Here is a 25,379-nt window from a genome sequence, read left to right as displayed (position 1 = left end):
CCCCGGGCTCCTCTGGGTCCTTCTCCGGGGCAGCGGGTGGGGCGCCCAACCGGCGGTTGACGCCCGATCCGTGGCCCATGGAATCAGGATTGGGTTTGCCCGCGAGGATCATCAGCGTGAACGTGGCCAGGCAAACGATGAAGGCAATGCATCCGGCCGCGAGGCCAAGCTGCCAGCGGAATTCGTTCTCTGCCCCGCCCGTGGAGACCACCGCCGTCGTAATGGCAACGAATGCTGCGATAACGCCGGACGCGATGACGGGGACGTTGCCGTAGTCCGGTCCCGTGGGCGTGCGTTGGGTTCCAGCCATGCGATCAGCTCCTGGACTTTGTGCCGCCGTGCTGCTGTGCAGTTCCTTGGTGTGCCGCGATTCTTCCACTGCACCCGGGGAGCTGAAAGTCCCGCAGACAATTCATCTGCGGGACTTCGGGATTCAGCCGGCCGGATCCTAGGCTGAGGCCGGAGCTGCTTCGACAGCCGCGCCAAGGGACGGTGCGGTCTCGAAGCTCATTTCAACGGCGGAGACGCCGCCTGCCACGAGGGCGGAAGCGATGGCGATGCCCGTGAGGAGGGCAGTTGTCCGCTGGGTGGTTCCACGAGTGGACCTTGTCTGGAACATAGGTCCTCCTTTCGATGGTCATGAGTGGGGGATGTCGGCGGCGTGCAAGGCACGCGCCTGCCCCCGCTCCCACTTAAGGCTAGGCAACCCGGGAGCCGGGTTGCATAACCCCCATCACAAAGCGCGCAGGCAAAACGGTGGTGTTGTGCACATGTTGCTGTGGCGGGCATCAAAGTCCGTTCACCGGGCTGCGCGCGGGTCCGGCTGTTTCCGGCGGAGTGCAGTGCGCAGGGCCTGCCACGCGCCGGTGGACCACAGAGCCCAGATGACCAGCAGCGGCTGGAAGAAGAGCCGGACGAGCCGCTTCTGGTCGGTGTCCAGCCCAAATCCGTCCGTCTGCGTCACGTACTGCGAGATGTTGCCCGGGAAGATCGCGATGAAGAACGCTGCGGCCGCCAGTCCCACTGGTACCCGGCGGCCCGGCAGCGCGGCGAGCGCAGCACCCAGGCCGATTTCGGCGATACCGGAAACCACCACCACCAGGTCCTTGTCCATCGGCACCCAGCCGGGAACCTGCGCCTGGAACTCATCCCGCGCGAACGTGAGATGGCTGGTGCCGGCGAACGCCAGGAAGAGCCCCAGGACGACGGCGGCGGCCCGGCGCTGGCGGCTGGTCTTGGGGGCGCGGCTGGTCAGGGCACGGAGCAGGGGGCTGCGGGACATGTCCCGACGCTAACAGCCTGCCCGCCGCCGGGAAAGCCCGCGGCCGGGACGCTTAGTGTCCAAAGCTGTCTGAGTCCAGGATCCCGGCCTCTCCGGTATCCAGTGCGGAGAGGTCCGCTATCTCGGCTTCTTCCAAGGCGAAATCGAAGACCGCCAGGTTTTCTTCCAAATGTTCCCGGGAGGATGCCTTCGGAATGGGAACCAGGCCCTGCTGCACGTGCCAGCGGAGGACGATTTGCCCGGGTGTCCGTTCGTACTTTGCGGCGAGCGCGGTGACAGCCGGGTCCTTCAGCAGGCCACCGTCCCTCCCCAGCGGGCTCCACGATTCGGTGACGATGCCCAGCCGGCTGTTGGCCTGCCGGGACGCTTCACGGACGTGGCGGGGGTCAACCTGGATCTGGTTCAGGTCGGGAAGGACCCCGGCGTCGGCCAGGCGCTGGAGGTGGGCTGGCTTGAAGTTTGAAACCCCGATCCCGCGCACCATCCCCTCGGCGAGAAGGTCGGCAATGCCCTGGACAGCCTCGACGAACCGGTCCTGGTCCGGGTTGGGCCAATGCACCAGGAGCAGGTCGATGTACTCGGTGCCGAGCCGCTGGGCCGACGCGGAAAACGCCTCGCGGACGCCGTCCCGGGAGTGCCACCGCTTGTTGAACTTCGTGGTGATAACAACCTCGCTCCGGGCGATCCCGCTGCGCCGGATGCCCTCACCCACACCGGCCTCGTTGCCGTAGTTTTCCGCCGTGTCGAACAGGCGGTAACCCGCCTCAAGGGCTGTAACTACGGCGTCTGCGGTCTGTGCGTCATCCATGGGCCAGGTGCCCATGCCCAGCGCGGGCAGTTCAAGCCCGTTGCGGAGCGGGATGGTGGGGGCGGTGGACATAGCACTCCTTGGCTGTTCGGTCTCTTTCCTGCGAGCCTAGCCGCCACCTCCGTCTGCGCAACGAATCCGGCGGGTTCCCCGCAGCCCTAGCTGCCTTCGGCGCGTTCCGGACGCAGCATCCGGGGGCGGCTGGAATGAAGCGAAGGAACCGCCTCTTGCGAGGTTGTCTTCCTTGGCGATCCGGTCAGCAAGGCGGTTGAGCGTGGCTGGGTGCGCCAGGCTGGCCCAGCGGCCGGAGTCCAGCCGCTGCTGCAGGGTGGTGACCGTTGCAGCGATTTCAGCATCCGCAAAATTGCAGTGTCCCGGCCTGTCGACGAAAGCCTGGCGCAGGAGGGCGTTGTCCCCGTTGCGCCGCACCCGTTCGGCATATGTCCCCGCCTGGGTCACCGTCGGGGCGGTGTCTCCGGTCTCGTGAAGAGAAAGCACGGGGCCGTTAATATCTCCGAGGGGCGTGGCGTTGGCCTGCATGTAGTCCACGGCAAGAGGATCCGCGCTAACCCGCTCCGCGGTGTTGACAGTCTTGAGGTCGTCGGAGAGGGAAATCCCTGCCTCTGCGTAGAGGGAACGGACCATTTGTGCCTGGCCGGACTGGTTCAGGGAACGGGCATAATCGACCCCGGTGTTCCAGGAGAAGTTGCCGCCGGCACGTTCTTCCAGGGGCTGCCTCGGCGAGATCACTCCGAACATGAAGGCTGCATAGAGCTGTTCCTGCTGTGCAGCGTAATCACGGGGTGAAGGTTCGGGGGTGCCGGGCTGGGTCCAGGAGGGAAGTTGGGCTACGGCTGCAGCCAATGCAATTCGCGCCCTTCCTGCGGGCGTCGCCTGTGCCTCGTCCAGCACTTCACGAAAGGCTGCCTGCCGGGTTGGTTCGTCTTGCACATCGACCAATTCCAACCGGGTGTCACCCGGTGCGAGAAGCATTTTCAGGACAAAGGCGCCGTCCAGGCTTCCGTTCAGCATGGGAATCGCACCGGCAACGGACCCACACAGCGGCAGGGCGGCGTCGAACATCTGTGGATGAGCCTCCATGTTTGCCACTGATGTCAGTCCGCCCATGGACGAACCCCAGGAAACCACGAACTTGGGCTCGCCCAGCTCGGACTTCACCGCGTCAAGGAGCGCGGGCTGATTGCCGATGAGCCCTTCGACTCCCCAGCCGCCCGCCGCGGCAGTGCTGCCGGCGAGTGCATATCCCTTGGACAGCAGCCAACCTTGGACTGTGGGATTGGGGGCAGCGGCAGCTTCGGGTGCTCCGCCGTACCCCGGATTCCACATCAGTACCGTTCCGTTCCACCGAGCGGGTTCGTGCAGGACATAGCGTCCGCCGCCGGGAAGGGTACCCCGTACCTCTGCAGCGGGTTCATTGAATGCTGTGGCAGCCGGCTTCTCCGAGGCAGGAACCGCGTGTGCAGGGGCCATCGCCGCCGGTGCAACGGTGAAAGCGGCAACGATAAGTGCGGCGGAAAGAGCCGAAGGCAGCACCTTGGCGGCAAGTTTCGATGGGTGTTCTATGCGTGGCATGGAGATCCTGTCCGTGGTGCGCTATGCGCCTCAAGGGGCACGGGGGAAATTCGTAGGTACGGTCTCAGTCCTTCGAGCGAAGCAGCGAGGCCGATGCCTCAAAGGTGTGATGCGTGGCCAGAGCGGCCAACGACTCATCGTGTGTACGCAGGATCCTGCGGAAACCTGATTCCGCTGCCGGGCCCAGAGAGTCATACAGGGCCGAACAAATTTCCACGGCGCGGTGCATGGGGAATTCCTGGCCGAGTAGTTCGTGGGGGAGGCAGGGGTCCTGCCGGCGCAGGGTGCGCCAGTCGGCCATGATCGAGGTCCGGAGCTGGAGGACTGAGTCCCCCGGACGGAGCCCTGAGCCCGGATCTGTGTCCAGGGCACCCTCTGGCCTCTTCTCGAGAGCGGCGGCAAACGGCTCCCAGCGTTCGATAAAGTCCGCATAGCCTGTGGACAGTGCCGGCAAACCAAATGCGGTCCGGACAGCGTCCATCCCTTCCCCGCCCGGGAGCTGGGCACCAGTGAATACAGTGAGCTGATCCGGACTCAGCAGGCCGGCCAGGTGCGCCCGCAAGTTGTCCACAGCCTCCAGGTGGTTGCCGGGACGAACCCACAGGGCATCGTAGAGATTTCCAAAACCGAGCTGCCGGAGTTGATCGCGGAGGACCCTCCGGGTTCCTTTCGCATCCTCGGGGAGGGAATATCCGACCAAGGTCCAGGACCCGTCCCAGGCCTGCGGCAAGTGGCTCATAAACAGGGCGCGGACATGCGTGTTGACCCGGTCCCGGCTCATAGGCGACACGGCGTAGGACGTCTGTCTGCCGGCTTTTGTCCCGACCAGGAAACCGCGCTGTGCCAGTCTTTGGATGGCCGCGCGGGCCCCGCTGGCAGTCACACCAAAAACCTGCAGTAAATCCACGAGCGCGGCCGAGGGAATCGGCTCGCTGCGGGTGTGCCAGTAGTCGCCCAGCAATACGGTCAGCAGCTGCTGCGGGGGTGCGCCGGACTGGAAACGCGGCAGGGTGGGCGGAGGCATGGGTCGATTCTGTCATTGCCCGATGCCCGGATTGAGCACATGGGACGCACCCGCAACCGTCCTTCCAGCCAGGTGCAGCGGGACGGCGCGTGGTCCGTATTCGAGCCAGTTCATCATTGTGACGTCGCCGGCAAGCTCAAAACGCTCGGTGCGTTCCAGGAGTACTTCCAGGGCTACGAGAAGCTCCAATCTGCCCAGCGTGGCCGCCGGGCACTTGTGGGCGCCCCTGCCGAAAGCCAAATGGGAGTTGTTTGGCCTGCGCAGCACAAATTTGTCCGGCTCGGGGAATACCGTTTCATCCCTGTTGCCGGAAGGGAACAAGAGGGCGACTGGTTCTGCCTCCCGGATCATGCGTCCGCGTACGATCGTGTCCTGTTTCGCCGTCCGGGCAAAGACCCGGTAGGGGGCGTGAAGCCGGAGGAATTCCTCGATGGCCGCCGGCAGATCGGCTGGATTCTTCCGCAGGTGCTGCTGCAGGTCCTGGTCCTGCGCCAGATGCACCAGACAGCTGCCGAGCACTGCCTGTGGAGCACCCATCCCCGCCACTATCATCTGCCGGATCGTGGCGATCGCTGTCTTCTCGGTGATGTGATTGTCAGGGTTCAATGCAGCCTCATGAAGACTGGTAACGAGGTCCTGTGCTGAATCTGCACCGGCCGCCAGCCGTTCCCGGTAGACGGATTCGGCGATCCGGTACAGCTCTGCACTGCATTCGCCGACGACGGCCTCGTCCATGTCCTGAATGGCAAAGGAATAACGCACCCCGATATCCCTGATGTGCCGGGTCAACGAGGCAGGGACGCCGAGGAATGATGCGAAACAGTCCATGACGAAGGGTGCTGCGAAATCGCGGACACCATCGGCGTCGCCCTCTTTGGCCAACAACCCCCGTACCAGTTCGGCGGCGCTGGCACGGAAAGCAGCCTCATGTGAACGTACGATCGAGCGGCGCAGCACCGGATCGATGGCTTCACGGTAGGCCGTGTGCTCCGGCGGATCGAAGTGCAGCGGGGGACGGCGGGAGGAACGCGGAACGTGGGGCACTACGTTCTGCACCGACGTGATGAACAGGTCATCATCCTGCGTAATGCGAACAATGTCTTCGTAGGTTGTGGCGGACCAGAATCCTCCGAAATCTTCGCTCCAGGGAAAGGGATTTGTCTGGCGGAGTTCCGCATAGTCGCGGTGGGCGCTCCCGAAGGTCTCATCCAGCGCGGGCGACCACTCAGAAGGCCGTATTCCGGCCGGGGCACTCGGGGAACGCTCACCGGAGGCAGTGAAGCCATAGGGGCACTGACCCATTTCAGATAACCTTTCTGCGGGCCCACCGGGCCACGGATTCCAATGCGACCACCACGACGACGAGGCCTATGAGGATCCCGGCGGTCTGCTGGTAATGAAGCGTTGCCACGGATTCGTCCAGCAGAAAGCCCACTCCGCCTGCTCCGACAATGCCGAGCACGGCTGACTCACGCAGGGCCAGGTCAGATGTGAAGAGGCTGTTGCCAATGAAGCTCGGAACGAACTGGGGCCACACCCCGCTGACGAAAACCTGAAGCCGGTTTGCCCCTGTGGCTTCCAGTGCCCTGATGGGTGCCGGGTCTATGTTTTGGAGCGAGTCGGTGAAGAACTTGGAGGCCAGCGCCGTGCACGAGATCGTCAGGGCGAGGAACCCTGCGAAGGGTCCGAGGCCCAGGGCCGCGACGAATATCAGCGCGTAGATAATGTCTGGGATTCCGCGCATAAAGACAACAAGGCCCCGCAGGACGAAAGCCAGCGGCGCGAAGCGCACCAGATGCCTGGTGGACAGAACGGCTATGACCAGACCAAAAACCACCCCGAAGAAAGTGGCTGTGAACGCCATGATGACGCTCTCGAAAATGCCTAAGAGGATGTCCGGGGTGACCACGGGCGGGACGAAACCGGACAACAATGCCGTGGCGTTGTTCCACGCTTGTCCCAGACGGGCGGGATTCAGCGACAGCTGGCTCAAGGAATAGAGGAACAGGCATACGACTGCCGCCGTTCCGCCGGTGCGGAGGATCCGTGCGCGGTTCCACCCGGGGGTAGCGGCCGCGGGTCCGGGCACGAACAACTGAGACTGCGTGTGTTCGTCAGCGTGTTCGGCAACCGCCCGCTGTACGAGGTACGCGACCAGTTCCAAGATGAGGAGAAGGACAACGATCACGAGGATAATCCCCGCTGCCCTGCGGTAGTTGAGCGAGCCAATGGCCGTCTGCAGCGCGACGCCGATTCCGCCCGCCCCCACTAGGCCGAGGACGGCTGAGGCCCGGACATTGATGTCCAGGCGGTAGATCACCAGGGAGGTGACGGCCGGGAGAGCACGCGTCAGGGTGGTGGATACGAAGTTCTGCATGCGGTTGGCGCCAACAGCCGCGATCGCTTCACGGGGTGCCGGAGTCTGTTCCTCAAAGACATCGGACATCATTTTCCCGATCATGCCTACGGAATGGAACGCGATAGCCAGTGCGCCGGCCAGTGGTCCCAGGCCGAAAATGCGCACAAAAATGATGGCGAAAATGAGAGAGGGAATTGCCCTGGTGACGATGATGATTGCCTGGGCGAGCCATCTCACTGCCCGTGGGCCGGTGAAGTGCCGGGACGCCGCAGCCGCGAGGAAAACTGAAGCTATTGCCGCCAAACCAGTCCCTGCCACTGCGATCCACAGGGTCTCGAGAGTCAATGTGAGCAGGTCCGGCACTGGGCCGGTGGTAGGGGGAACCATTCGTTCCAGCAGCCGGGCGATATCACCGAGCCCGGCTGCTACGGCGGCGGGACGGATATCAATCCACCAGATCCCGAAAAGGGTAACCGCCAGGTAGGCCAGGGGGATGCCAAGCGTCGCGGCAGAAACCCGCGGGGGGCCGGAAACTAGGAGCGGAGCCGTCACCTTGGACATGTTTCCGCGGCCGCTGCCAGTGTTACTGGTCTCAGAGCGGACGGCGGGGTCTGTGCGTTCCGCCGAGTGGCTCATGAACCAGCGTCCTTCGCCTCTTCGTATATCCCCCGGAGTGAGGCTTCTGACGTCTCCTTGGTGGGAGTATCCAGGATCAGTGACCCATCTCGGACTGCGACTACCCGGTCAGATACCTGGAGAGCCAGGTCCACCTGGTGCAGCGAGCAGATGACAGTAAACCCGTCCTCGGCGCTTACCTTTTTCAAGGTGTTCAGGACAGAGAGAGAAGCACTGGGATCCAACGACGCCACTGGTTCGTCGGCCAGGACGATTCGTGCATCCTGCATGAGTGTCCGAGCAATCGCGACCCGCTGCTGCTGGCCACCCGAAAGGGTGTCGCACCGCTGGAAACGATGATCGGCCAACCCCACCCTTTCCAGGTTGGAAAGCGCCTTTTCCCTCAGTGCTGCTGGATATGTGGAGATGCCGTACCGGGGCATCTTCAAGGATCCCAAGGCGCCCATCAGAACGTTCTCCATTGCACTGAGGCGCCCTACCAAGCCGAATTGCTGGAAAACAAATCCCACCTGTGTCCGCAGCTTCTGCAGATTCTTGCGACCGCACGTTCCTGGATTCACTCCGAGAACATTTACCGTTCCTCCGGTCGGCCGGTGGCTTCCATTAATCAAGCGCAGCAGCGTTGATTTGCCGGCACCGGAAGGCCCCACGAGGGCCACAAACTGTCCGGGCTTTACCTCCAGGTTTATGCCCTTGAGCACTGTTTTGGCTCCAAAGCTCATTCCAAGGTCCTGCAGGAGCAAGCTGGATTCCGCAGGCGAAGCGTCTGTCACAGTTGGCTGTCCTGAGTCGTGGGTTGGATGGGCGGTGGTCATGTTCTTCGCCTCTTACTCGTTGCGGCAGACTTCAGCCTGCGTGGTGTCGCAGATTTCCCGGATGGTTGCGTAGTCATCATCTGTGGCTGGTTCGAAGGCGAAGGCTCCTGTGCCGCCCCACTCGCAGGCCATCTTCCCGGTGTAGTCTCCGCCCCAGGAGGGATGAGCCTCGCGCTGGTCCTCCGGGCAAAGGCCTGCCTCGGCGGCCGTAACGGCGTTGTACTTCAGCACGGCATCGGTGATCTTGTTTTGCAGTTCCTCCGGCAGCCAGTTGCCAATGACCATCGGGGTTGCGGGAATGTCGGGGGAGGTCCAAACCGTCTCCACATCGCCGTCCTTGATGACCCCGCGTGCCGGGAGGATATCCGTGATGAAGGTGCCCGCTACGAAGGCCACCTCGCAGTCCCCGGCGAGCATCTGGGTCACGGCGACATCATGTGAGCCCGCGAAAATCGGGTTGATGTCCGTCTTTGGGTCGAGCCCGATGCCGATCAAGCCGGCCGCTGCTGCCAAATATCCGGTGCTGGAGGCAGGGTCCGTGAAGCACACGTCCTTGCCCTGGACATCCTCGAGGGTTTTGATGCTGGAGCCTGCGGCTACGACGCCAAGGGACTGCACCGCGCCGGATCCTGCCTCGGGGGTCCGCTGATCCATCGCCACGGGGGTTATATCTGCCACGCCCTGAGCGAGGTAATAGGAAAACGCTCCGTAGGTAGCCACGTCCACCCGCTGGGCCGCCTGGGCCTCGATAACACCGGCGTTGCTGCTCACGGCCTCGATGCTGGTGGGGAGTCCGGTTTCCTTCTCGATTGCGGCCACGATGGGCTTGAAGCTGTTTTCCAGCTCTTTGCTGTCATCCGTTGGCACAACGGCGAATACGAGGGACTGGGGTCCGTCGCCAGCTGAGTCAGCCGAGCTGGTGCCTTCAGACCGTGCATTGGGGCTGGCGCCGCAGGCAGCGAGCATGATGCCGGCGGCGGCCAGTGCGGCCGTGGCCTTGATGTTCTTGTTCATAGTCAGCTCTGACTCCTCTAGTCGCGTCTTGGACTGGCGATGGCGAACGACAATGTCCGGCACCGGTAACTGAGCAACACTTAAGACTGCGGACGCCGTTGAATGTGTGGCCTATTAGCAGGCACCAAAATTCAGCTGATCAAGTGGCGTATGTCACATTCGACCAATGATTGTTGATAATGTCAATGGTTCATCGGGAGAAGTCCTGCGCTAGCCAACCCAGCTCTCGGTCGTGGAAACGTCCAGAACGCGGGCCTCCCACGGGCGGAGCACCTCCGGGTCGCCGGCGTCGGCGTAATTCCCCAGGATCAACGGCCCGGAGACGGCCATTCCAAGGGGCAGTTCCAGATCCGCATCGGAGACATTGGCGACTATGAGCCATTCCGTTTTATCCAGCCGGCGGTGGAAGGCAAACAGGTGGGGGTGTTCCGGGGCTTCCAAATGGAAGTCGCCCAGGGCCACCACGTCCTGCGTGTGGCGGAGATCAATGAGGCTGCGGTAGTAGCCGAACACCGACTTCTCGGCTGCCCGGTCCGATTCGGCGTTGACGTCCAGGTGGTTCGGATTGACCTCTATCCAGGGCTCACCGTCGCTGAAGCCCGCGTTGGGTCCGGCGGTCCACTGCATGGGGGTGCGCGGGTTGTCCCTGCTCATGGCCCGCAGCGCCTCCAGCGCGTCCTCGGGACTCATGCCCCCTGCCGTGGCCTCAGCGTAGAAGTTGAGCGATTCGACGTCGCGGTACTGGTCGATTGAGGTGAACCCGGCGTTGGTCATGCCGATTTCCTCGCCCTGGTACACGTAGGGCGTGCCGCGCTGCAGGTGGAGCAGGGTGGCCCACAGGGTGGCAGATTCATAGCGGTAGGCGCCGTCGTTGCCAAAGCGTGAAACGTGCCGGGGCTGGTCGTGGTTGCTGAGGTACAGGCTGTTCCAGCCGCGGTCCGCCAGTCCGCGCTGCCAGCGGTTCCAGGACGTTTTCAGGTCCGGGAGACTCAGGGGCCGGTAATCCCACTTCCGTCCGCTGGCCTGGTCAAGGCTCACATGCTCGAACTGGAAGACCATGTCCAGTTCCGCCCGGTACGGGTCGGTATAGAGCAGGGCTTGGTCCACCGTGGCGCCCGGCGTCTCACCCACGGTGAGGAAGTCGCCGTCGCGCCCTGAAAAGACCTCGCGTCGCATTTCCTGGAGGAATTCGTGGATGCGGGGGCCATTGGTGAAATAGGGCGATCCGTCGCCCCAGATGCTGCCCGGTTCCATCAGCCCGTCCGGCAGGGCCAGGTCCTTTGAGATGAAGTTGATGACGTCCATCCGGAAGCCGTCCACCCCACGGTCCAGCCACCAGCGCATGGTCTCGTACACCTCGTGCCGCACCTTCGGGTTCTCCCAGTTCAGGTCCGGCTGGTGCGGGGTGAACAGATGCAGGTAATACTGCTGGGTCGCGGGATCGAAGGTCCAGGCCGGTCCGCCGAAGTGGGATCCCCAGTTGTTCGGTTCGGCCCCGGGTTCCCCTGGCTCGAATCCCGGGCGCGCATCCCGCCACCAAAAGTAGTCCCGGAGCGGGTTCTCCCGGGAGGAGCGTGCTTCCTTGAACGCAGGGTGTTCGCTCGATGTGTGGTTGACCACCAGGTCCATCACCAGCTTCATGCCGCGGACGTGCAGCCGCCCGAGCAGTTCGTCGAAGTCCTCTTCCGTGCCAAAGAGGCGGTCGATCCGCCGGTAGTTGGAGATGTCGTAGCCGTTGTCCCGCTGCGGTGATTCATGGACGGGGGAGAGCCAGATGACGTCCACGCCGAGATCCTGCAGATAATCCACGTGTTCCAGGATGCCCTTGAGGTCACCAATGCCGTCCCCGGTGCCATCCGCGAAGCTCCGCGGATAGATCTGGTAGACGACGGCGCTGGTCCACCATGCGGGCTGGTGCGGATTGCTCATGGCTGGCTTCCTCTCACAGGCGGTGCGTGGAGTCTACGCCGCGGCGCCGGGGTGATGTCAGGGCGTGAGGTCCAGCCGCATGAGCACCCGAGGGAATCCGTTGAGGACCGATTCCGTCTTCGCTGCCATGGTGAAGCCAGCCGCTTCGAAAAGGGACCGGGTGCCCACGTAGGCCATGGTCAGATCAACCTTCGCTCCCTCGTTGTCCACAGGGTAGGCCTCCACTGCCGGAGCGCCGTGGCTCCTGGCGAACTCCACCGCCCCGGTGACCAGCTCATGGGAGATGCCCTTTCCGCGGTGCCCGGGCCGGACCCGAACACACCACAGGGACCACACGGGCGTTTCGTCCAGGTGCGGGATCTTCCGGGTGGCGGCGAAGGAGGTGTCCGCGCGGGGGTGGATTCCTGCCCACCCGGCCGGAACGCCGTCGTCGTAGGCAAGGACGCCGGGAGGCGGGTCCTCCTGGACCAGTCTGCGGACACGTTCGCCTCTGGCCGTGCGCTCCAGGTCCCGGTTTTCCTTTGGCAGAAGCCGGTAGCTCAGGCACCAGCAGGCATTTGCATCGGGATTCTTTGGGCCGAGGACGGCGGCGGTGTCCTCAAAGACGGTCGCCGGACGGATTTCGATGGGCATGGGCAAACGATACCGGCCTTCGGGGGTGAGGGGGAGGGCTGTTCGGCCGGGTTGGACGAAGCTGAAAAGTCCCGCGAAACGGGTTAGACTGGCCGGTCACCCTGGCGGAGTCAGTGCCGGGAAGCCGAGGTATCAAAGCAAAGAAAAGAGAGCGCAATGTTCGCCGCTGGAGCGTCCATTACCGAGATTGAGCAAGACGTCGAGGAAATGATCGTGCAGCTGGTGCACCGGCTGGGAGACCTGGCCGATGCGGACCCGGATCCGGTGGGAGCCCAGGAACGGGCCTACATCAAGGCCTTCTCCGACGTCCGGGCCAACAGTTCCATGGACCAGGCCGCACTCCTGGAAACAGCCATCAGCCGACCGAACCTTGCCGAGTCCCTGCTCTACCTGAACCGGCGGCTGGATGAAGCGAACCTGGGCCCGCGGGATCCGGCCGGAATCATCGGCGTCGTGATCCGCCTGGCGATGGACGGACTGTGGGTCAGCGACATCCTGGACTCCAGCCGGTTCACCAGGGCCGAGCGGGAACGGATCACCACCCTGCTCACCGCACTGTCACGGCTGAGCGATGAACGGATGGCGGAGCTGCTCCCGGAGTGCGCCGCCACCCGCTAGCGGAACTCAGGGGGCGGAAGCTGTCCGGACCGGAATGTGGAAGAACGGCATGGTCCGGTTGACCATGGGCCCGATCAGCAGCGCGAAAGCCACGGTGCCCAGGCCGACAGTGCCGCCCAGCGCCCAGCCGACAGCCAGCACGCTCACTTCAATGCCGGTGCGCACGGCCCAGATCGGCCAGCCGAAGCGGGCATGGAGCCCGGTCATGAGCCCGTCGCGGGGACCCGGCCCCATCCGGGCACCGATATACAGTCCGGTGGCTACGGCCAGCAGCGTCAGGCCCCCGGCAAACAGCAGGATTTGGCCCCATATCCCGGAGGGCTCGCTCACTACCGCCAGGCCGACCTCGGCGCTGGGGCCGACGAGGAGCACATTGAGCACGGTGCCGGGCCCGGGTTTCTGGCGCAGCGGAATCCACAACAGCAGTACGGCCAGCCCGATGAGGTTGGTGGCCAGTCCGAAAGCGATGCCGGTCTGCAGGCTGGTGCCCTGCCCCAGGACATCCCAGGGGGAGACCCCCAGGCCGGCACGGACCATCATGCCGATCGAGAAACCGTAGAAAAAGAGGCCGGCAAGCAGTTGGGCCACGCGGCGGAGGAAAATCCAGGACATGCTCCCACCCAAGCCCTCCCGGTCCGGGTTTCCAAATCCGCTGACCGGCGGGGCCGGTCCGGGGTAATGCCGGCGTAACGCTAGGGAACCAGCCGCACGACGGCGTCGGCTTTCGACGCGTACGCGGCCACGAGTTCTGCGTTGGCCTGGTCGCTGCCGGCCGCCCAGGCAGCAGCGTCTGCCGGAGATTTTCCGTAGGCCGCATGCCGGTCAGTCAACCGTCGGATCCGCTCGGTCTCCTCCAGCTCCACATACCAGACGGCGTCGAGCTGGGCACGTGCCTGCGGCCACGCTCCGCCAGGCAGCAGGAGGTAGTTGCCCTCCGTGATGAGAAGCGGAACATCGCAGCGCACCGGCACGGCGGAACCGACAGGTTCTTCCAGGTCACGGCGGAACTCCGGGGCGTAAATGACGTGTTCCTTCCGCCCCTGCAGCCGCAGCCGGCGCAGCAGCGCCGCATACCCGCCGTCGTCGAACGTTTCGGGCGCCCCCTTGCGGTCCCGGTACCCCAGCGTGTCCAGCACCCGGTTCGCCAGGTGGAAACCGTCCATGGCAACGACGACGGCGGTGTCCGGTCCCAGCGCCGCCGACAGTGCTTCCGCGAGGCTCGATTTTCCGGCTCCGGGAGGGCCGGTGATGCCCAGGATCCGCCGTTGCCCGCCGGCGGCCAACCGGCTGGCAACGGCAGCGAGGCCGTCGAGGCTGCGTTCAAGAATCTGCATGGGCACCATCTTTGCGCAGGGGCTGGAATGTTGCGGGGCGCCGATGGGTTAATGGGGGTGTAACTGAATACGGGGATGATCGGTATCGACGATGTTTGCCGCGCGAGGAGAAGCGGGCCGAGGATGCAGGGTTATCTCGCTAACGCCCCCTGTAAACCAATAAGTGCCAAACCTATGCGCACTGACTTCGCTCTCGCCGCCTAGGCCAGAGTGAGTCCGTCAGTCCGGAAACGCTTCCGTTCCGGATCCTGGCGTCGTTAAGGAAGCCACTGCCGGACACTGCTGCCGTTCAGGTGTCCGGGACTTTTTGAACGGCTGGGCCCGGATCAGCCACTCGCCTGCGAGATGGCCGGGGCCGAGAAAATCCACAGCAGGCTGCGCCCGGAGAAGTCCTGGCTCGTCGGCATCGGACGGGGGTTCGATTCCCCCCATCTCCACCTGGCTGCGCTCCGTCTCGAAAGGCCGGGGCGCAGTCTTTTGCGTGCCCGCTGCGGCTGCGGGCCTGTTCTGCCTCCCGGGCCGAAACCCGTGACTTCCTTCGCGAGGGGTAGTTGGATGGGCAGTCACGGCTGTCCATCAGGAGCTCCAGGCACCTGCAGCCGTACCAAGGAGGCTTCATGGGACGGGTCAGCGGCAAGACGGTTCTGGTCAGCGGAGGATCACGCGGGATCGGCGGCGCGGTGGTCCGCCGCCTCGTCGCGGAGGGCGCCCGGGTGGTCATCGCGGATGTGCTCGACGACGAGGGCCGGGCCCTGGCTGAGTCCTTGGGTGACGCTGCCGTTTTTGTGCATCTGGACGTCACCAGCCCCGAGGATTGGGCAGCGGCTGTCCGGGAAGCTGAAGAGAAGTTCGGCGGGCTCGACGTGCTGGTGAACAATGCCGGAATTGTGAACTTCGGCAGCATTGAGGATTACACGCTGGAGCAGTGGAACACGATCATCGCCATTAACCTCACCGGGGTTTTCCTGGGGACCAAGGCCGTGGTGGAGCCAATGAAGCGCTCGGCCGGAGCATCCATCATCAACCTTTCCTCCACCGCCGGGCTGCAGGGCTACAAGGATCTGCCGGGATACACAGCCGCGAAATATGGGGTCCGCGGGCTAACCAAGTCTGTTGCCATTGACCTTGGCCCGTACGGAATCCGGGTCAACTCGGTACATCCGGGTGCGGTGCGGACGCCCATGACGGAAGGGCTGGAAGGAGGGCAGGAACATGTGGCGCTGCACCGCAGGGGCGAGCCGGACGAGATTGCCAACCTGGTCCTGTTCCTCGCCAGCGACGAGTCCAGTTTTTCCACCGGTGCCGAGTTCGTGGCCGACGGCGGAGAGACGGCAGGACTGGCGCGGTACGAGGTGGCGGTGCTGAGCTCTGAACCGGCCCAGGCGCCGTCGTCGCCGACAGTGCCACCCGTCCCAGGCCAGGCCCCCGCGGCGCCCGAACCGCCGGCCATGTGAGGACTAGCGGGACAGTTCCGCGTCTTCCGGCGCGGGACTGTCCGTGGTGTCCTTGGGCTCGGTGAACACGATGTACCGGTAGGCGAAGTAACGGAAAACGTTGCCGAGCAGGACACCGACGACGTTGCCGGAAATATTGTCGGCGAACTGGCTGGTGAAGCCAAGCAGATAGTGGGAGACGAAGAGGCAGCCGGTAGCGATGCCAAGGCCCACGAGGTTGGTCAGCGCAAACAGGATGGTTTCTGAACGCACGCTCCGGCCCCTCGTGCGGCGGAACGTGAGGTAGCGGCTGCCCAGCCACGAGATGGTGGTGGCCACCACCACGGAGACTATTTTGGCTGCGATGGGATTGTCATCGAGGACCGTGGCCACCAGCAGGTTGAAGAGTCCAATGTCCACGAGGAAGGCAATGGTGCCCACGAGGGAGAAGGATCCGAGCCTTCGGAGTACCCTCCGGGCTGTAGAATTGCCGTCCATTCAGCTACCAGTTCTCTCCAACACACGCCGCGCGCGGGTCCTTCACCTCAAGATGCAATCCGCGGCCGGCCGCGCTGGGACCGCCCGCCAACAGCTTTTTGTTGATGTTTTCACATGCGCTTGAAGGCCACAAAATCACGCGTCGGAGGTTGAAGGTGCAGGAAGGCGCACCGTGAAAACTGTTCCCCGGCCTGCTGTGCTCTGCAGCGTGATGGTGCCGTGGTGCGCCTCGACAATGTTCTTGCTGATGACCAGGCCCAGCCCGATGCCGGGAATGGCTGCCTTGCGGCTCGTCCCCGAGCGGAAGAACTTGGTAAAGACCTCGGACTGCTCAGCGTCGTTCATCCCGATCCCCGTATCCGCAACCTGGAACGAGATGCTTCCGCTCGAAGCCCACGCGCTCACCGTGACGCGCCCGCCGTCGGGTGAATACTTCACGGCATTGGAGAGGAGGTTGTCGATCATCTGGCCGATCCGCTGCGGATCCAGGACAACCGGCAGGCGGGAAGGGAAGTCGGCAATGAGCTTGACCTTGTTGATTTCGGCCCGGGGGGCAGCGGAGGTCATGGCGCCGTGCAGGAGTTCAGCCAGATCGGCAGGAACCTGTTCAATGCTGCTGGGTCCCGCTGCGGCCGAAAGGAGGTCGGAGACCAGTTCAAGCAGTTTTTCCGAGTTGCGCAGCGCTACCCTCAGGGATGAAGCCACGTGTGACGGAATCTCCGCTTCATCCTCCAGCGCCAAATCGAGGTAGCCCATGATCGACGTCAGCGGCGTACGCAGCTCGTGGGAGACGTTGGCCACGAAGTCCTCTTTGGCCGCGACGGCGTTCACCAGTCCGGTGACGTCGCTGAAGGCCAGGACTGAGCCGCAGAATCCGCCCTGGCGCTGCACGGAGCGGGCCGTAACACTGAACGCACGCTGCTGGTCCCCAGTGCCAAACCACACCAGCTGGTCGGAAAAGGACTGGCCCGCCACCGCCCGTCGAACGGGACGCTGTTCCGGCGGCAGCGGTGTCACGCGGTCCGGGCCGAAGATGAGCAGTTCGCACTCATTGGCTTCGGTGAGGCCCGGCGGCAGGGCACGGCGGTGGATGAAGCGCTGCCGGGAATTGGTGAGGACCACATTGCCGTCCTCGTCGACAACGGAGACGCCAACCTCCACCGTGTCCAGCACCGTCTGCAGCAGCGACTCCTTGCGCCGGCTCTCGGCCAGGCTCTCCTGGAGGACCCGGTCCTTTTCGCGCAGCGCCTGCTGCTTTTCCTGCACGTCGGCTTCTGCGCTGGCCCGGGCGGCCTCGGCCATTTCCGCAGCGCGGAGGGCTCCGACCAGCTCGCGTTCGTAGAGGCGGCGCTCATGGGCGTTGAAGACCACAATGCGGTCGAGGGCCGGGCGGGATCCCTCTGCGGGCGTGCGGGTAGCCGAGAGCAGGGCAGGCAGGCGGGCGCCGTCCGCGTTAACGAAATCCACGGCAAGTTCGGCAAACGAATGGCCGACGCCGAGCTGCGGCAGCGCATGCGTGGAATATACGATGCGGTCCCCGACCGGGAGCAGGGCCAGCAGGCTGGTTCCGAGCAGCTCGCTGCGGGAGCGGCCGATCCACCGGGCGAACGTATCGTTGACCTCGGCGATTGTCCCGTCCTCGAGGGTCACGAGGTAGCCCGACGGCGCGTGGTGGAACAGCTCCTCATAATCCAGGTCCACTGTGGGTGCGCTCAGTGCGGGGCCTTGGAAGGGGGTGGTCACGCCGCTGGAACCGGGGAAGCGGCCGGAGCCTTGGCCACGTAGGCCAGAATCGCCTCGGCGGTTTCATCCGGAGCGCTTACATGGGGCAGATGGCCGGTCGCTTTCAGCTGGACCAGAGTGCTCACCGGCATCCGCTCCTGGGTGTACGAGCCGATGTGCGGAGGGGCCAGCAGGTCGTCGGAGCACTGCAGGATCAGGGTGGGGACCTTAACCTCGGCCAGCTGGCGGCGGACATCCGAACGGAAGGAAACCCGGGCGAACCCCCGGGCAATAGCCGGATCAAGGCGGCAGAAGCTGCCTTCGAGTTCGCTGTGCAGCTCGGGGCTGTCCGGGTTGCCCATGATCATCGGCGCCATGGCAGCTGCCCACACGATGTAGTTCGAATCGAGGGAGACGAGCAGCTCGTCGATATCCGTCTCGGAGAAGCCTCCCACATACCCGTCGTCAGGACGGTCCATGTAGCTGGGCGAAGACGCCACGAGCACCAGCCGGGAAAATCGCGCCGGATCGGCGGCTGCTGCGGCCACAGCCATCATCGCGCCGACGCTGTGCCCGACGAAGGTGACGTCCTGCAGGTCGAGCACGTCGCAGATTTCGAGCAGGTCACTGACATAACCGTCCAGAGTGGCGTACTTGGCCGGAACGTAGGCGTCCAGATCCGAGCCGCCGGAACCCACATGGTCGAACACCACTACCCGGAACTGGTCCGTGAAGTAGGGAATCATCCGGCGCCACATGCCCTGGTCGCATCCGAAACCGTGGGCAAACATCACCACCGGGCCCGCGTCGTTGCCAAGGATCTGGACATTGTTGCGCGTCGAAACGTCAGTCGTCATGAGGGCGGCGGCCTTTGTACTGGAGCAGCGTGCGGGGGGAGTGGTGCAAAAGTGAACTTTACCGGCATCCCGTCCGCCCGGAAGGCAAACCAGCGGCTGCGACACGCAGGAATACCAAGCCGCCTGAGTAGTCGATTGGCTTAGCCGGCAGCGAACCGAAGTTCTGCTGCTCCGCCGTTGAACTGCGTTGTCCCGATCAGATGCATCCGCCCGGTGGGAGCCGCGACCGGCAGCAGGGGCCGGCCGCGTCCCAGGGCAACGGGCATATAAGTGATCCAGAGCTCGTCCAGCAGCCCGGCGTCGGCAAACTGGGCCGCGACATTTCCTCCGCCCACCACCCAGACGCTCCTTCCGCCGGCCAGGGCCATGGCCAGCTCCAGGATGGGCTCAACGTTGCCCTGAACGAAGCTGACGCCGGTTTCAGCGGGAGCAACAAGCTCCCGGTGTGTCAGGACCAGGCATGGAAGCACCCCATAGTCCCAGGCGTCCGGCTGCTCGGCACGGATCCATTCATAGGTTTCGGCCCCCATGATGATCGCTCCAACACCGGCCATGAAGCGGTCGTAGTGGTCCTGGAACGACTCGAAGCCGAACCCGAGCAGCCAGTCGAGCTTGTTGTCTTCGGTGGCAATGTAGCCATCCAGGGATGACGCCACGTAATAGATGACTTTTGCCATGGACCGAGGATACGTTCCGGGGCAGCCCGGGCATCAGGGGGCACCTGTCTAAGCTGGCGCGATGTGGCTAATGGGGACTGGTTCGCCGGGCACCGATGCCAGTAGATGCATATGCATGTATCGTTGGCTCAATCAGCCGAAGGGGATGGAAACCATGAGCAATGTCGAAAGTGCACCGGCAGAGGTGGAATGTGCGGCCCGCCCGGCAGGATCCGGCGTCGAAATCCATGCTCCCCGGGATGTGCCGCTGGGCGGCCCGCGCGCCATGCCCGTGCGCCGCACGCTGCCGCAGCGCAGCCGGAGCCTGATCGGCGCCTGGTGCTTCGTGGACCATTATGGGCCCGACGACGTCGCGCGAACCGGCGGGATGGTGGTGCCGCCTCACCCGCATACAGGCCTGCAGACAGTCAGCTGGCTGTTCACCGGCGAAATCGAACACCGTGACAGCACCGGTGTGCACGCCATGGTCCGCCCCGGGGAAGTCAACCTGATGACGGCCGGACGCGGGATTGCGCACTCCGAAGTCTCCACACCGGATACCCAGACCCTGCACGGCGTCCAGCTCTGGCTTGCCCTTCCAGACCAGGACCGCGGAACGGAACCGCGGTTTGAACACTATGCCCCGCAACCTGTGACCGGCCCCGGGTGGCAGCTTCGAGTCTTCATGGGGGACCTGGCCGGATCGTCCTCGCCGGTGCGCGTGCATTCGCCCCTCGTTGGTGCCGAGCTGCTGCTGGAACCCGGGACCACACTGGAACTTGAGGCCGATCCGCGCTTCGAATACGGGGTGCTGGCAGACGGAACGGAACTGGAGTTCCAGGGTGCCGCCGTCGCGCCCGGTGAACTGGCATACCGTGCCCCGGGAGCTGCTGTGCTGCGGCTTACTGCCCCGCCGGGCAGCGCGGTGCGTGCCGTCCTGATTGGAGGGGAGCCGCTGGGCGAGACCATCGTCATGTGGTGGAACTTCATTGGGCGCAGCCATGAGGAAATCGTGCAGTACCGCCGCGACTGGCAGCAGCACATCGGTGCGGAGGCCCATCCCGGCGCTGATCCGGCCACCCGGTTCTCAGCGGTTCCCTACGATCCCCTTCCGCCGCTTCCCGCACCGGTCCTGCCCGGCGTCCGGCTCCGTCCCCGCAGCTAACCGAAAGGCACTCAATGCACCTCCAGGACAAAACAGCGCCGGCAGGGGAGCCCGGGCGCTACGCTATCGGGCACGTGTGTGATGCCGGCTTGCGGATTATTCAGCTGTGCCCCTTTATTGCGAAACGGCTCAAGCGGCATCCTGAAGACGAGGCCACCGTGGACTGGCCCCAGGCTGCGGCGGATGTGGAAACGTGCGGAAGCGGGTACGGCATGAACGGTACAAAGGTATTCATCGACAAGCAGCACCGCGCGGTGTATTCGGCGCTCGCGTCCACAGCTGCTGCCGTACGGACCGCGGCAGCGGAAGCCGGGCTCGACCGGATCGTGATGGAACTCGTCAACCTCCGCGTCTCCCAGCTCAACGGCTGTGCCTATTGCCTGGACCTGCATACCCGCCAGGCGCTGGAAGCAGGCGAGACTCCGCAGCGCCTCGCCGTCCTGCCGGCCTGGCGCGACACTGCGCTCTTCGACGACACCGAACGTGCCGCCCTGGGACTGGCTGAAGCGCTGACGCACCTGCCCGACGGGGAGCAGCGCGGGGAAGTCTTTGAGAAGTACCAGGCCCTGCTGAGCCCCGGGCAGTTCTCGGTTTTGAGCTGGGCAGTCGTGACGATGAACGCCTTCAACCGGGTTTCCATCATCAGCGGACACCCGGTCAAGCCCCGCTGAACCGGCAGGTGCCGGCGCAGCGGGGCTGTACCCCAGCCGGCCGCTAGAACGGGTAGCTGGCGATTGTCGGACGCATGGTCAGCCACTGCGTCTCGGTAAAGGCCTCGATGTTCGCAGCTGCGCCGCCGAAGCGGGAACCGGTGCCTGAGGCGCCCATTCCTCCGAACGGGGAGTTGGCCTCATCGGAGACTGTCTGCTCGTTGATGTGCACCTTGCCGGACACGACCCGGTCGGCGACTTCCATCGCCAGGCCCACATCGCCCAGCACGCCCACGGAAAGACCGTACTCCGAGGCATTGGTCAGCTCGATGGCCTCGTCGATGGTGGAGAAGCCCAGCACCGGGGCCACCGGTCCGAAGATCTCCTCCGTCCAGGCGGGGTTGTCCGGAGTCACACCGGTCAGCACGGTGGGCTGGTAGAAGAGGTTCTCGTAGGTTCCGCCGGCAGCGACCTCTGCGCCGGCGTCCTTCGCGGCCCGGACCAGGCGGTCGATGTTGTCCCGCTGCCGCTCGTCGATGATCGGGCCAAGGGCCACCTGCCCGGTGCACGGATCCCCGACGGGAAGGGCCTTTGCCTTGGCACTGAGACGCTCAACGTACTCTTCCAGCAGGGATTCATGGACCAGGTGGCGTCCGGTGGTCATGCAGATCTGGCCCTGGTGCATGAAGGAACCAAAGGCTCCGGCCGACGCCGCCAGGTCCAGATCCGCGCCCGGCAGGACGATCAGGGCATTGTTCCCGCCGAGTTCCAGGTGTGCACGCTTGAGCAGCCGCCCGGCCGTTTCGCCGACCTTGCGGCCGGCCGCCGTGGAACCGGTGAAGGAGACAATGCGCACTTCGGGCGCCTCAACCAGTGCCTGGCCGACGTCGGCACCGCCGGGGAGGAGCTGCAGCAGGGCGGGCGGCCGGCCCGCCTCTTCAAACACCCGCATGATCGAGACGCCGCCGGAGATGCTCGTGCGGGGGTCGGGCTTCAGCAGCACGGCGTTGCCCAGGGCGAGTGCCGGGGCCACTGACCGGATGGAGAGGATCAGCGGAAAGTTGAACGGGGAAATGACCGAGACGACGCCGGCTGCCCGGCGCCGGGCAAAGGACCAGCGCTCTTCGTTGCTGGTCAGGACGTCTCCGGCAGGGTGTGCCGGAAGGGCAGCGGCGTCGTAGCATTCGTTCGCGGCGATGTGGGTTTCCAGCCCTGCCTTGGCAGCGATGGCTCCCGTTTCACGGATGATCCAGCCCTGGATTTCCTCGGCGTGGTCTTCGAACAGCAACCCCGCCCGCCGGAGGACGGCAGCGCGTTCTTCCGGCTTTGTCCGCGCCCACTCCTGCTGGGCGGCAGCTGCCCGGGTTGCCGCGGCGAGCGCATCCGCACGGTTGGCGGCGCCCACTGACCCGAGTATGTTGCCGGTGGCGGGTTCGATGGCGTCAAGGACGCCTGCGGACCCGGAGGTCCAGGAATCGGTGTAGATCTTGCCGTGCCAAAGGGAAGTGGCGAGGAGGGTCATTGCTGCTCCTAATTCAGAGGGGGAAGGGGTAAAAGGGTGGGGCTGGAACCGGTGCCTGTCCGGGGAGTGGCTTAGGCGGTGGTCCCGGTACTTTGCGCGGCCACGCTGGTTTCAGCCGGCGGCGTTGGTGCTGCCGGAGCCGGGCGCACGGCCCGTGTTTTGCGGCGCTGCACCAGCGTGGCGGCGGAGACGGCGATGAGCAGGGCGACGCCGTTGAACACGTTGGTAACCCAGGTTTTGGCGCCGAGGATAACGAGGCCGTTGGCGCCGACCGCCAGCAGGTAGACGCCCGCCACGGTTCCCCAGACGTTGAAGTAGCCCGCCCGGATCGCCGTGGCTCCGAGGAAGGCGGCCGCGTAGGCAGGCAGCAGGAACTCCGGTCCGAGGTCCGGTGTCGCGTTGCCGGCGCGGGAAGCCTGCAGTGTTCCGGCGAGTCCGCCGAGGAGCCCGGCGCCGATGAAAGCGGCAGCCAGGTAGCGCTTGGTACGTACGCCGGAAAGTTCCGCGGCGTCGCGGCCCATGCCGGTTGCCCGCAGATACCGCCCAAACGGAGTGCGTTCCAGGATGAACCAGAGCGCCAGCGCCGCGGCCAGGAAATAGAAGATGACAACCTGCAGGCCGCCCGGAAGCCGGATGCCGGTCAGCGCGGAGAACGCGTCGGAGGAGTGGGTGATGAGCGTGGAATTGGTCAGCAGCAGGTTCAGGCCGGCGAGGATGGTGGCCATGCCCAGCGTCGCGATGAAGGCATTGACTCCCACGACAATCGTCATGAAGGCATTGATTGCGCCGATGAGCATGCCCAGAGCCAGGGTGGCGAGCATGATCAGCGGCAGCGGCAGGCCGTTCCCGGCGAGCACGATTCCGGTAATGGTGCAGATGCCCAGGTTGGCCCCCACCGACAGGTCGAACTCGCCGGCCGCCAGGGGCAGGATCACGGCGAGCGCCAGGATGCCGGGCACCGCCTGGTCGGCGAGGATCTGGCGGAAGTTGCCCGATGTCGCGAAGGTATCGGGCATGAGCGCCGAAAAGACAACGATCATCAGGATGAGGAAGACCACGATGCCGTAGTTCTTCATCAGGGCGCCGGGGCTGAAGCGGAGGTTCACTGTAGGGGCTCCTTGGAGGAATGTTCGTGGGTTGGAGGGAGGGCAGCCATCACGCCGGGGCGCCTGTCTGGCAGGCCAGGGCGACCGCGTCTTCGGTGATGTCGCTGCCGGAGAGCTCGGCGGCAATGCGCCCGCGGTCCAGGACGACGACGCGGTCGGCCAGGCCGACGAAATCGTCGTAGTCGGTGCTGGCGACCAGGACGGCCACCCCTTCGTCGGCAAGTTCCTTCAGGAGCCGGGCGATCTCCTGGCGGGCCAGTGCGTCCACGCCCTGGGACGGTTCATCCAGCAGCAGCATCAGCGGTGAGCCGCTGGCGGCGCGTGCGACGACGACCTTCTGCTGGTTTCCACCGGAGAGGCTGCGGACCGGGGTGGCCAGGGATGCTGTCTTGACCAGGAAGCGCCTGGCAAGGTCCTGCGCTGCCGTCTTCTCAGCAGCACGGTTGATCATCGGTCCGCGTTTGTAGCTGCCCAGCCGTCCCAGTGTCAGGTTCTCTCCGACGCCCAGGTCCAGGACGACGCCGTCCCGCCGGCGGTTTTGCGGGACGCAGGCGACGCCGGCAGTGATGGCTGCTGCTGCGGAGCCGGGAGCATAGGGCTTGCCCGCCACTGTCATGGTTCCCGCAGACGGCTGCTGCACACCGGCGAGCAGCCGCACCAGTTCGCTGCGGCCGCAGCCCACGAGGCCGGTAACCCCCAGGATTTCTCCGGCACGGACATCCAGGTCCACTCCGTCCAGCCGCGGCCCGCTCAGGCCCCGGGTGCGCAGCAGCACGGCGCCCTCGCGTTCTTCGGCCGGACGGATCGCGGGCGCTTCAAGCTCGCGGCCAATGACCAGCGAGACGATCGCTGCGGCGTCGCGCTCGCCCAAAGGCTCCTGGGCAACCAGCCGTCCGTCGCGCAGCACGGCAACGTGGTCCGCTATGCGGCGCACTTCCTCGATCCGGTGGCTCACGTAGACAGCTGTACCGCCATGGCTGCGCAGCATGTCCAGCAGGGCCAGCACCCGGTCAGCCTCGTGGGCAGGCAGTGAAGCCGTAGGTTCGTCCAGGATCAGGATGTTGCGGCGAAGCGCATCGACATCGACATCGGCACCGCCCGTGCCGGCGTCGTCCCCTGATTCATTCCCGGCGCGGTGCTGGAACGCGCGCGCGATGCCGACCATCGTCCGGACGGAGGGGGAAAGATCCCCGACGAGCCGTCCGGGATGCTCGTCTATGCCGAGGAGTTCCAGGGTGGACGCCACGTGGGCGTGCTCCTTGCGCAGTTTCACGCGGGACAGCGAGTTGCGGGCAAAGAAACCGTCTGACAGGGCGAAGTTGTCCGCGATGGTCAGGGCATCCACGAGCCCCAGGTCCTGGTGCAGGAAGCGGAGCCCGGCCGCGTGGGCGGCACCGGGCGTGAGCGGCAGCGCCAGGTCCTGGTTCCGGACCGACAGTGATCCGCCCGGGTCGGGCGTGTAGACGCCGGCAAGGATCTTGATCAGCGTCGACTTGCCGGAACCGTTCATGCCCAGCAGGGCCGTGATGGCACCGGCCGGTATGTCCAGGCTGACGTCGTCGAGGGCCAGTTGTCCCGTGAAGGTCTTGCTGATGCCGCGGATGCTCAGGGCAGCGGGCTGCTCCATGGATGCTCCTGGAAGTCGGGGAGGGGGTGAATGGGTGCGGCCCGCCCCCGAAAAGGCCCGCCCCAGTGGGTTGCGCGGCACAAACCCCCCGTGACCCC

At 65.0% G+C, this 25,379-nt stretch carries 25 protein-coding genes and 1 other RNA gene; 5 read left to right on the top strand and 21 right to left on the bottom strand.

The genetic code is table 11. The annotated features are described in order from the left end of the window. From TVB01_RS15050 to TVB01_RS14995, 12 genes are all read right to left on the bottom strand, one after another. The coding region (locus tag TVB01_RS15050) for a hypothetical protein (RefSeq protein ID WP_422456717.1) at positions 1–310 on the bottom strand (310 nt) is incomplete at its 3' end. 138 nt (positions 311–448) lie between these two features. Further along, entirely contained in the window at positions 449–619 is a 171-nt protein-coding gene (locus TVB01_RS15045) for a hypothetical protein (protein WP_422456716.1), read from the bottom strand. Between the two features lie 180 nt (positions 620–799). Beyond that, a complete protein-coding gene (locus TVB01_RS15040; protein WP_422456715.1) occupies positions 800–1,282 on the bottom strand; it encodes a hypothetical protein in 483 nt (160 codons plus the stop codon). Positions 1,283–1,334: 52 nt separating this feature from the next. Continuing rightward, positions 1,335–2,162, bottom strand: a complete 828-nt coding sequence (locus TVB01_RS15035) for an aldo/keto reductase (RefSeq protein WP_422456714.1) — start codon at positions 2,160–2,162, stop codon at positions 1,335–1,337. Between the two features lie 36 nt (positions 2,163–2,198). Continuing rightward, on the bottom strand, positions 2,199–3,683 hold the full coding sequence (locus tag TVB01_RS15030; RefSeq protein WP_422456713.1) for a hypothetical protein: 1,485 nt from the start codon (positions 3,681–3,683) through the stop codon (positions 2,199–2,201). 64 nt (positions 3,684–3,747) lie between these two features. Beyond that, positions 3,748–4,707: a PaaX family transcriptional regulator C-terminal domain-containing protein gene (locus TVB01_RS15025; protein WP_422456712.1), complete on the bottom strand. Its 960-nt coding sequence runs from the start codon at positions 4,705–4,707 to the stop codon at positions 3,748–3,750. A 12-nt stretch (positions 4,708–4,719) separates the two neighbouring features. Then, on the bottom strand, positions 4,720–6,009 hold the full coding sequence (locus tag TVB01_RS15020; RefSeq protein WP_422456711.1) for a cytochrome P450: 1,290 nt from the start codon (positions 6,007–6,009) through the stop codon (positions 4,720–4,722). A gap of 1 nt (position 6,010) precedes the next feature. Then, entirely contained in the window at positions 6,011–7,702 is a 1,692-nt protein-coding gene (gene phnE, locus TVB01_RS15015; RefSeq protein WP_422456710.1) for a phosphonate ABC transporter, permease protein PhnE, read from the bottom strand. Continuing rightward, complete coding sequence (gene phnC, locus TVB01_RS15010; RefSeq protein ID WP_422456709.1) at positions 7,699–8,517, bottom strand: phosphonate ABC transporter ATP-binding protein; 819 nt, start codon at positions 8,515–8,517, stop codon at positions 7,699–7,701. Before phnC ends, phnE begins: the two co-directional genes overlap by 4 nt. 12 nt (positions 8,518–8,529) lie before the next feature. Then, positions 8,530–9,531, bottom strand: a complete 1,002-nt coding sequence (locus TVB01_RS15005; protein ID WP_422456708.1) for a phosphate/phosphite/phosphonate ABC transporter substrate-binding protein — start codon at positions 9,529–9,531, stop codon at positions 8,530–8,532. A gap of 210 nt (positions 9,532–9,741) precedes the next feature. Next, positions 9,742–11,460: an alpha-glucosidase gene (locus TVB01_RS15000; RefSeq protein ID WP_422456707.1), complete on the bottom strand. Its 1,719-nt coding sequence runs from the start codon at positions 11,458–11,460 to the stop codon at positions 9,742–9,744. 57 nt (positions 11,461–11,517) lie between these two features. Then, the gene (locus TVB01_RS14995) at positions 11,518–12,093 is read right to left on the bottom strand and encodes a GNAT family N-acetyltransferase (RefSeq protein WP_422456706.1); all 576 of its coding nucleotides are present in this window, start codon (positions 12,091–12,093) and stop codon (positions 11,518–11,520) included. A 156-nt stretch (positions 12,094–12,249) separates the two neighbouring features. Here TVB01_RS14995 and TVB01_RS14990 point away from each other — a divergent pair, with 156 nt between their 5' ends. Then, entirely contained in the window at positions 12,250–12,711 is a 462-nt protein-coding gene (locus tag TVB01_RS14990) for a TetR family transcriptional regulator (RefSeq protein ID WP_422456705.1), read from the top strand. Positions 12,712–12,717: 6 nt separating this feature from the next. Here TVB01_RS14990 and TVB01_RS14985 read toward each other — a convergent pair whose 3' ends face one another. Continuing rightward, on the bottom strand, positions 12,718–13,323 hold the full coding sequence (locus tag TVB01_RS14985; protein WP_422456704.1) for a YczE/YyaS/YitT family protein: 606 nt from the start codon (positions 13,321–13,323) through the stop codon (positions 12,718–12,720). An 80-nt stretch (positions 13,324–13,403) separates the two neighbouring features. Further along, positions 13,404–14,045 carry a nucleoside/nucleotide kinase family protein gene (locus TVB01_RS14980; protein WP_422456703.1) on the bottom strand — a complete coding sequence of 214 codons (642 nt, stop codon included), beginning with the start codon at positions 14,043–14,045 and terminating at the stop codon, positions 13,404–13,406. 71 nt (positions 14,046–14,116) lie between these two features. On the opposite strand from TVB01_RS14980, the gene ssrA reads away from it, so the two are divergent. Continuing rightward, positions 14,117–14,485: a transfer-messenger RNA gene (gene ssrA, locus TVB01_RS14975) on the top strand. Between the two features lie 177 nt (positions 14,486–14,662). Next, positions 14,663–15,499, top strand: coding sequence for a glucose 1-dehydrogenase (locus TVB01_RS14970; RefSeq protein WP_422456702.1), 837 nt, complete (start codon positions 14,663–14,665; stop codon positions 15,497–15,499). Positions 15,500–15,502: 3 nt separating this feature from the next. Here the strand turns inward: TVB01_RS14970 and TVB01_RS14965 are convergent, their stop codons facing one another. The 4 genes from TVB01_RS14965 to TVB01_RS14950 form a co-directional block, all read right to left on the bottom strand. Beyond that, a complete protein-coding gene (locus tag TVB01_RS14965) occupies positions 15,503–15,976 on the bottom strand; it encodes a GtrA family protein (RefSeq protein WP_422456701.1) in 474 nt (157 codons plus the stop codon). Between the two features lie 135 nt (positions 15,977–16,111). Further along, positions 16,112–17,719 (bottom strand): ATP-binding protein, encoded by a 1,608-nt coding sequence (locus TVB01_RS14960; protein ID WP_422456700.1) that lies wholly within the window; start codon positions 17,717–17,719, stop codon positions 16,112–16,114. Continuing rightward, entirely contained in the window at positions 17,716–18,555 is an 840-nt protein-coding gene (locus TVB01_RS14955; RefSeq protein WP_422456699.1) for an alpha/beta fold hydrolase, read from the bottom strand. Before TVB01_RS14955 ends, TVB01_RS14960 begins: the two co-directional genes overlap by 4 nt. 140 nt (positions 18,556–18,695) lie before the next feature. Further along, positions 18,696–19,232 carry a dihydrofolate reductase family protein gene (locus tag TVB01_RS14950; RefSeq protein WP_422456698.1) on the bottom strand — a complete coding sequence of 179 codons (537 nt, stop codon included), beginning with the start codon at positions 19,230–19,232 and terminating at the stop codon, positions 18,696–18,698. 154 nt (positions 19,233–19,386) lie between these two features. Here TVB01_RS14950 and TVB01_RS14945 point away from each other — a divergent pair, with 154 nt between their 5' ends. Together TVB01_RS14945 and TVB01_RS14940 are read left to right on the top strand one after the other, a co-directional pair. Further along, positions 19,387–20,376: a pirin family protein gene (locus TVB01_RS14945; RefSeq protein ID WP_422456697.1), complete on the top strand. Its 990-nt coding sequence runs from the start codon at positions 19,387–19,389 to the stop codon at positions 20,374–20,376. Positions 20,377–20,588: 212 nt separating this feature from the next. Continuing rightward, positions 20,589–21,047 (top strand): carboxymuconolactone decarboxylase family protein, encoded by a 459-nt coding sequence (locus TVB01_RS14940; RefSeq protein WP_422456696.1) that lies wholly within the window; start codon positions 20,589–20,591, stop codon positions 21,045–21,047. A gap of 43 nt (positions 21,048–21,090) precedes the next feature. Here TVB01_RS14940 and TVB01_RS14935 read toward each other — a convergent pair whose 3' ends face one another. The 3 genes from TVB01_RS14935 to TVB01_RS14925 form a co-directional block, all read right to left on the bottom strand. Then, complete coding sequence (locus TVB01_RS14935; protein WP_422456695.1) at positions 21,091–22,548, bottom strand: benzaldehyde dehydrogenase; 1,458 nt, start codon at positions 22,546–22,548, stop codon at positions 21,091–21,093. 71 nt (positions 22,549–22,619) lie between these two features. Further along, a complete protein-coding gene (locus tag TVB01_RS14930; RefSeq protein WP_422456694.1) occupies positions 22,620–23,654 on the bottom strand; it encodes an ABC transporter permease in 1,035 nt (344 codons plus the stop codon). A 49-nt stretch (positions 23,655–23,703) separates the two neighbouring features. Beyond that, on the bottom strand, positions 23,704–25,281 hold the full coding sequence (locus TVB01_RS14925; RefSeq protein WP_422456693.1) for a sugar ABC transporter ATP-binding protein: 1,578 nt from the start codon (positions 25,279–25,281) through the stop codon (positions 23,704–23,706). Positions 25,282–25,379 lie beyond the last annotated feature (98 nt).

Origin of the sequence: Arthrobacter sp. 7Tela_A1, assembly GCF_049311065.1 — a bacterium.
Classification (GTDB): domain Bacteria; phylum Actinomycetota; class Actinomycetes; order Actinomycetales; family Micrococcaceae; genus Arthrobacter_B.
Note: the sequence above shows the minus strand (reverse complement) of the source record. Positions and strands in the feature narration are given on the sequence as shown.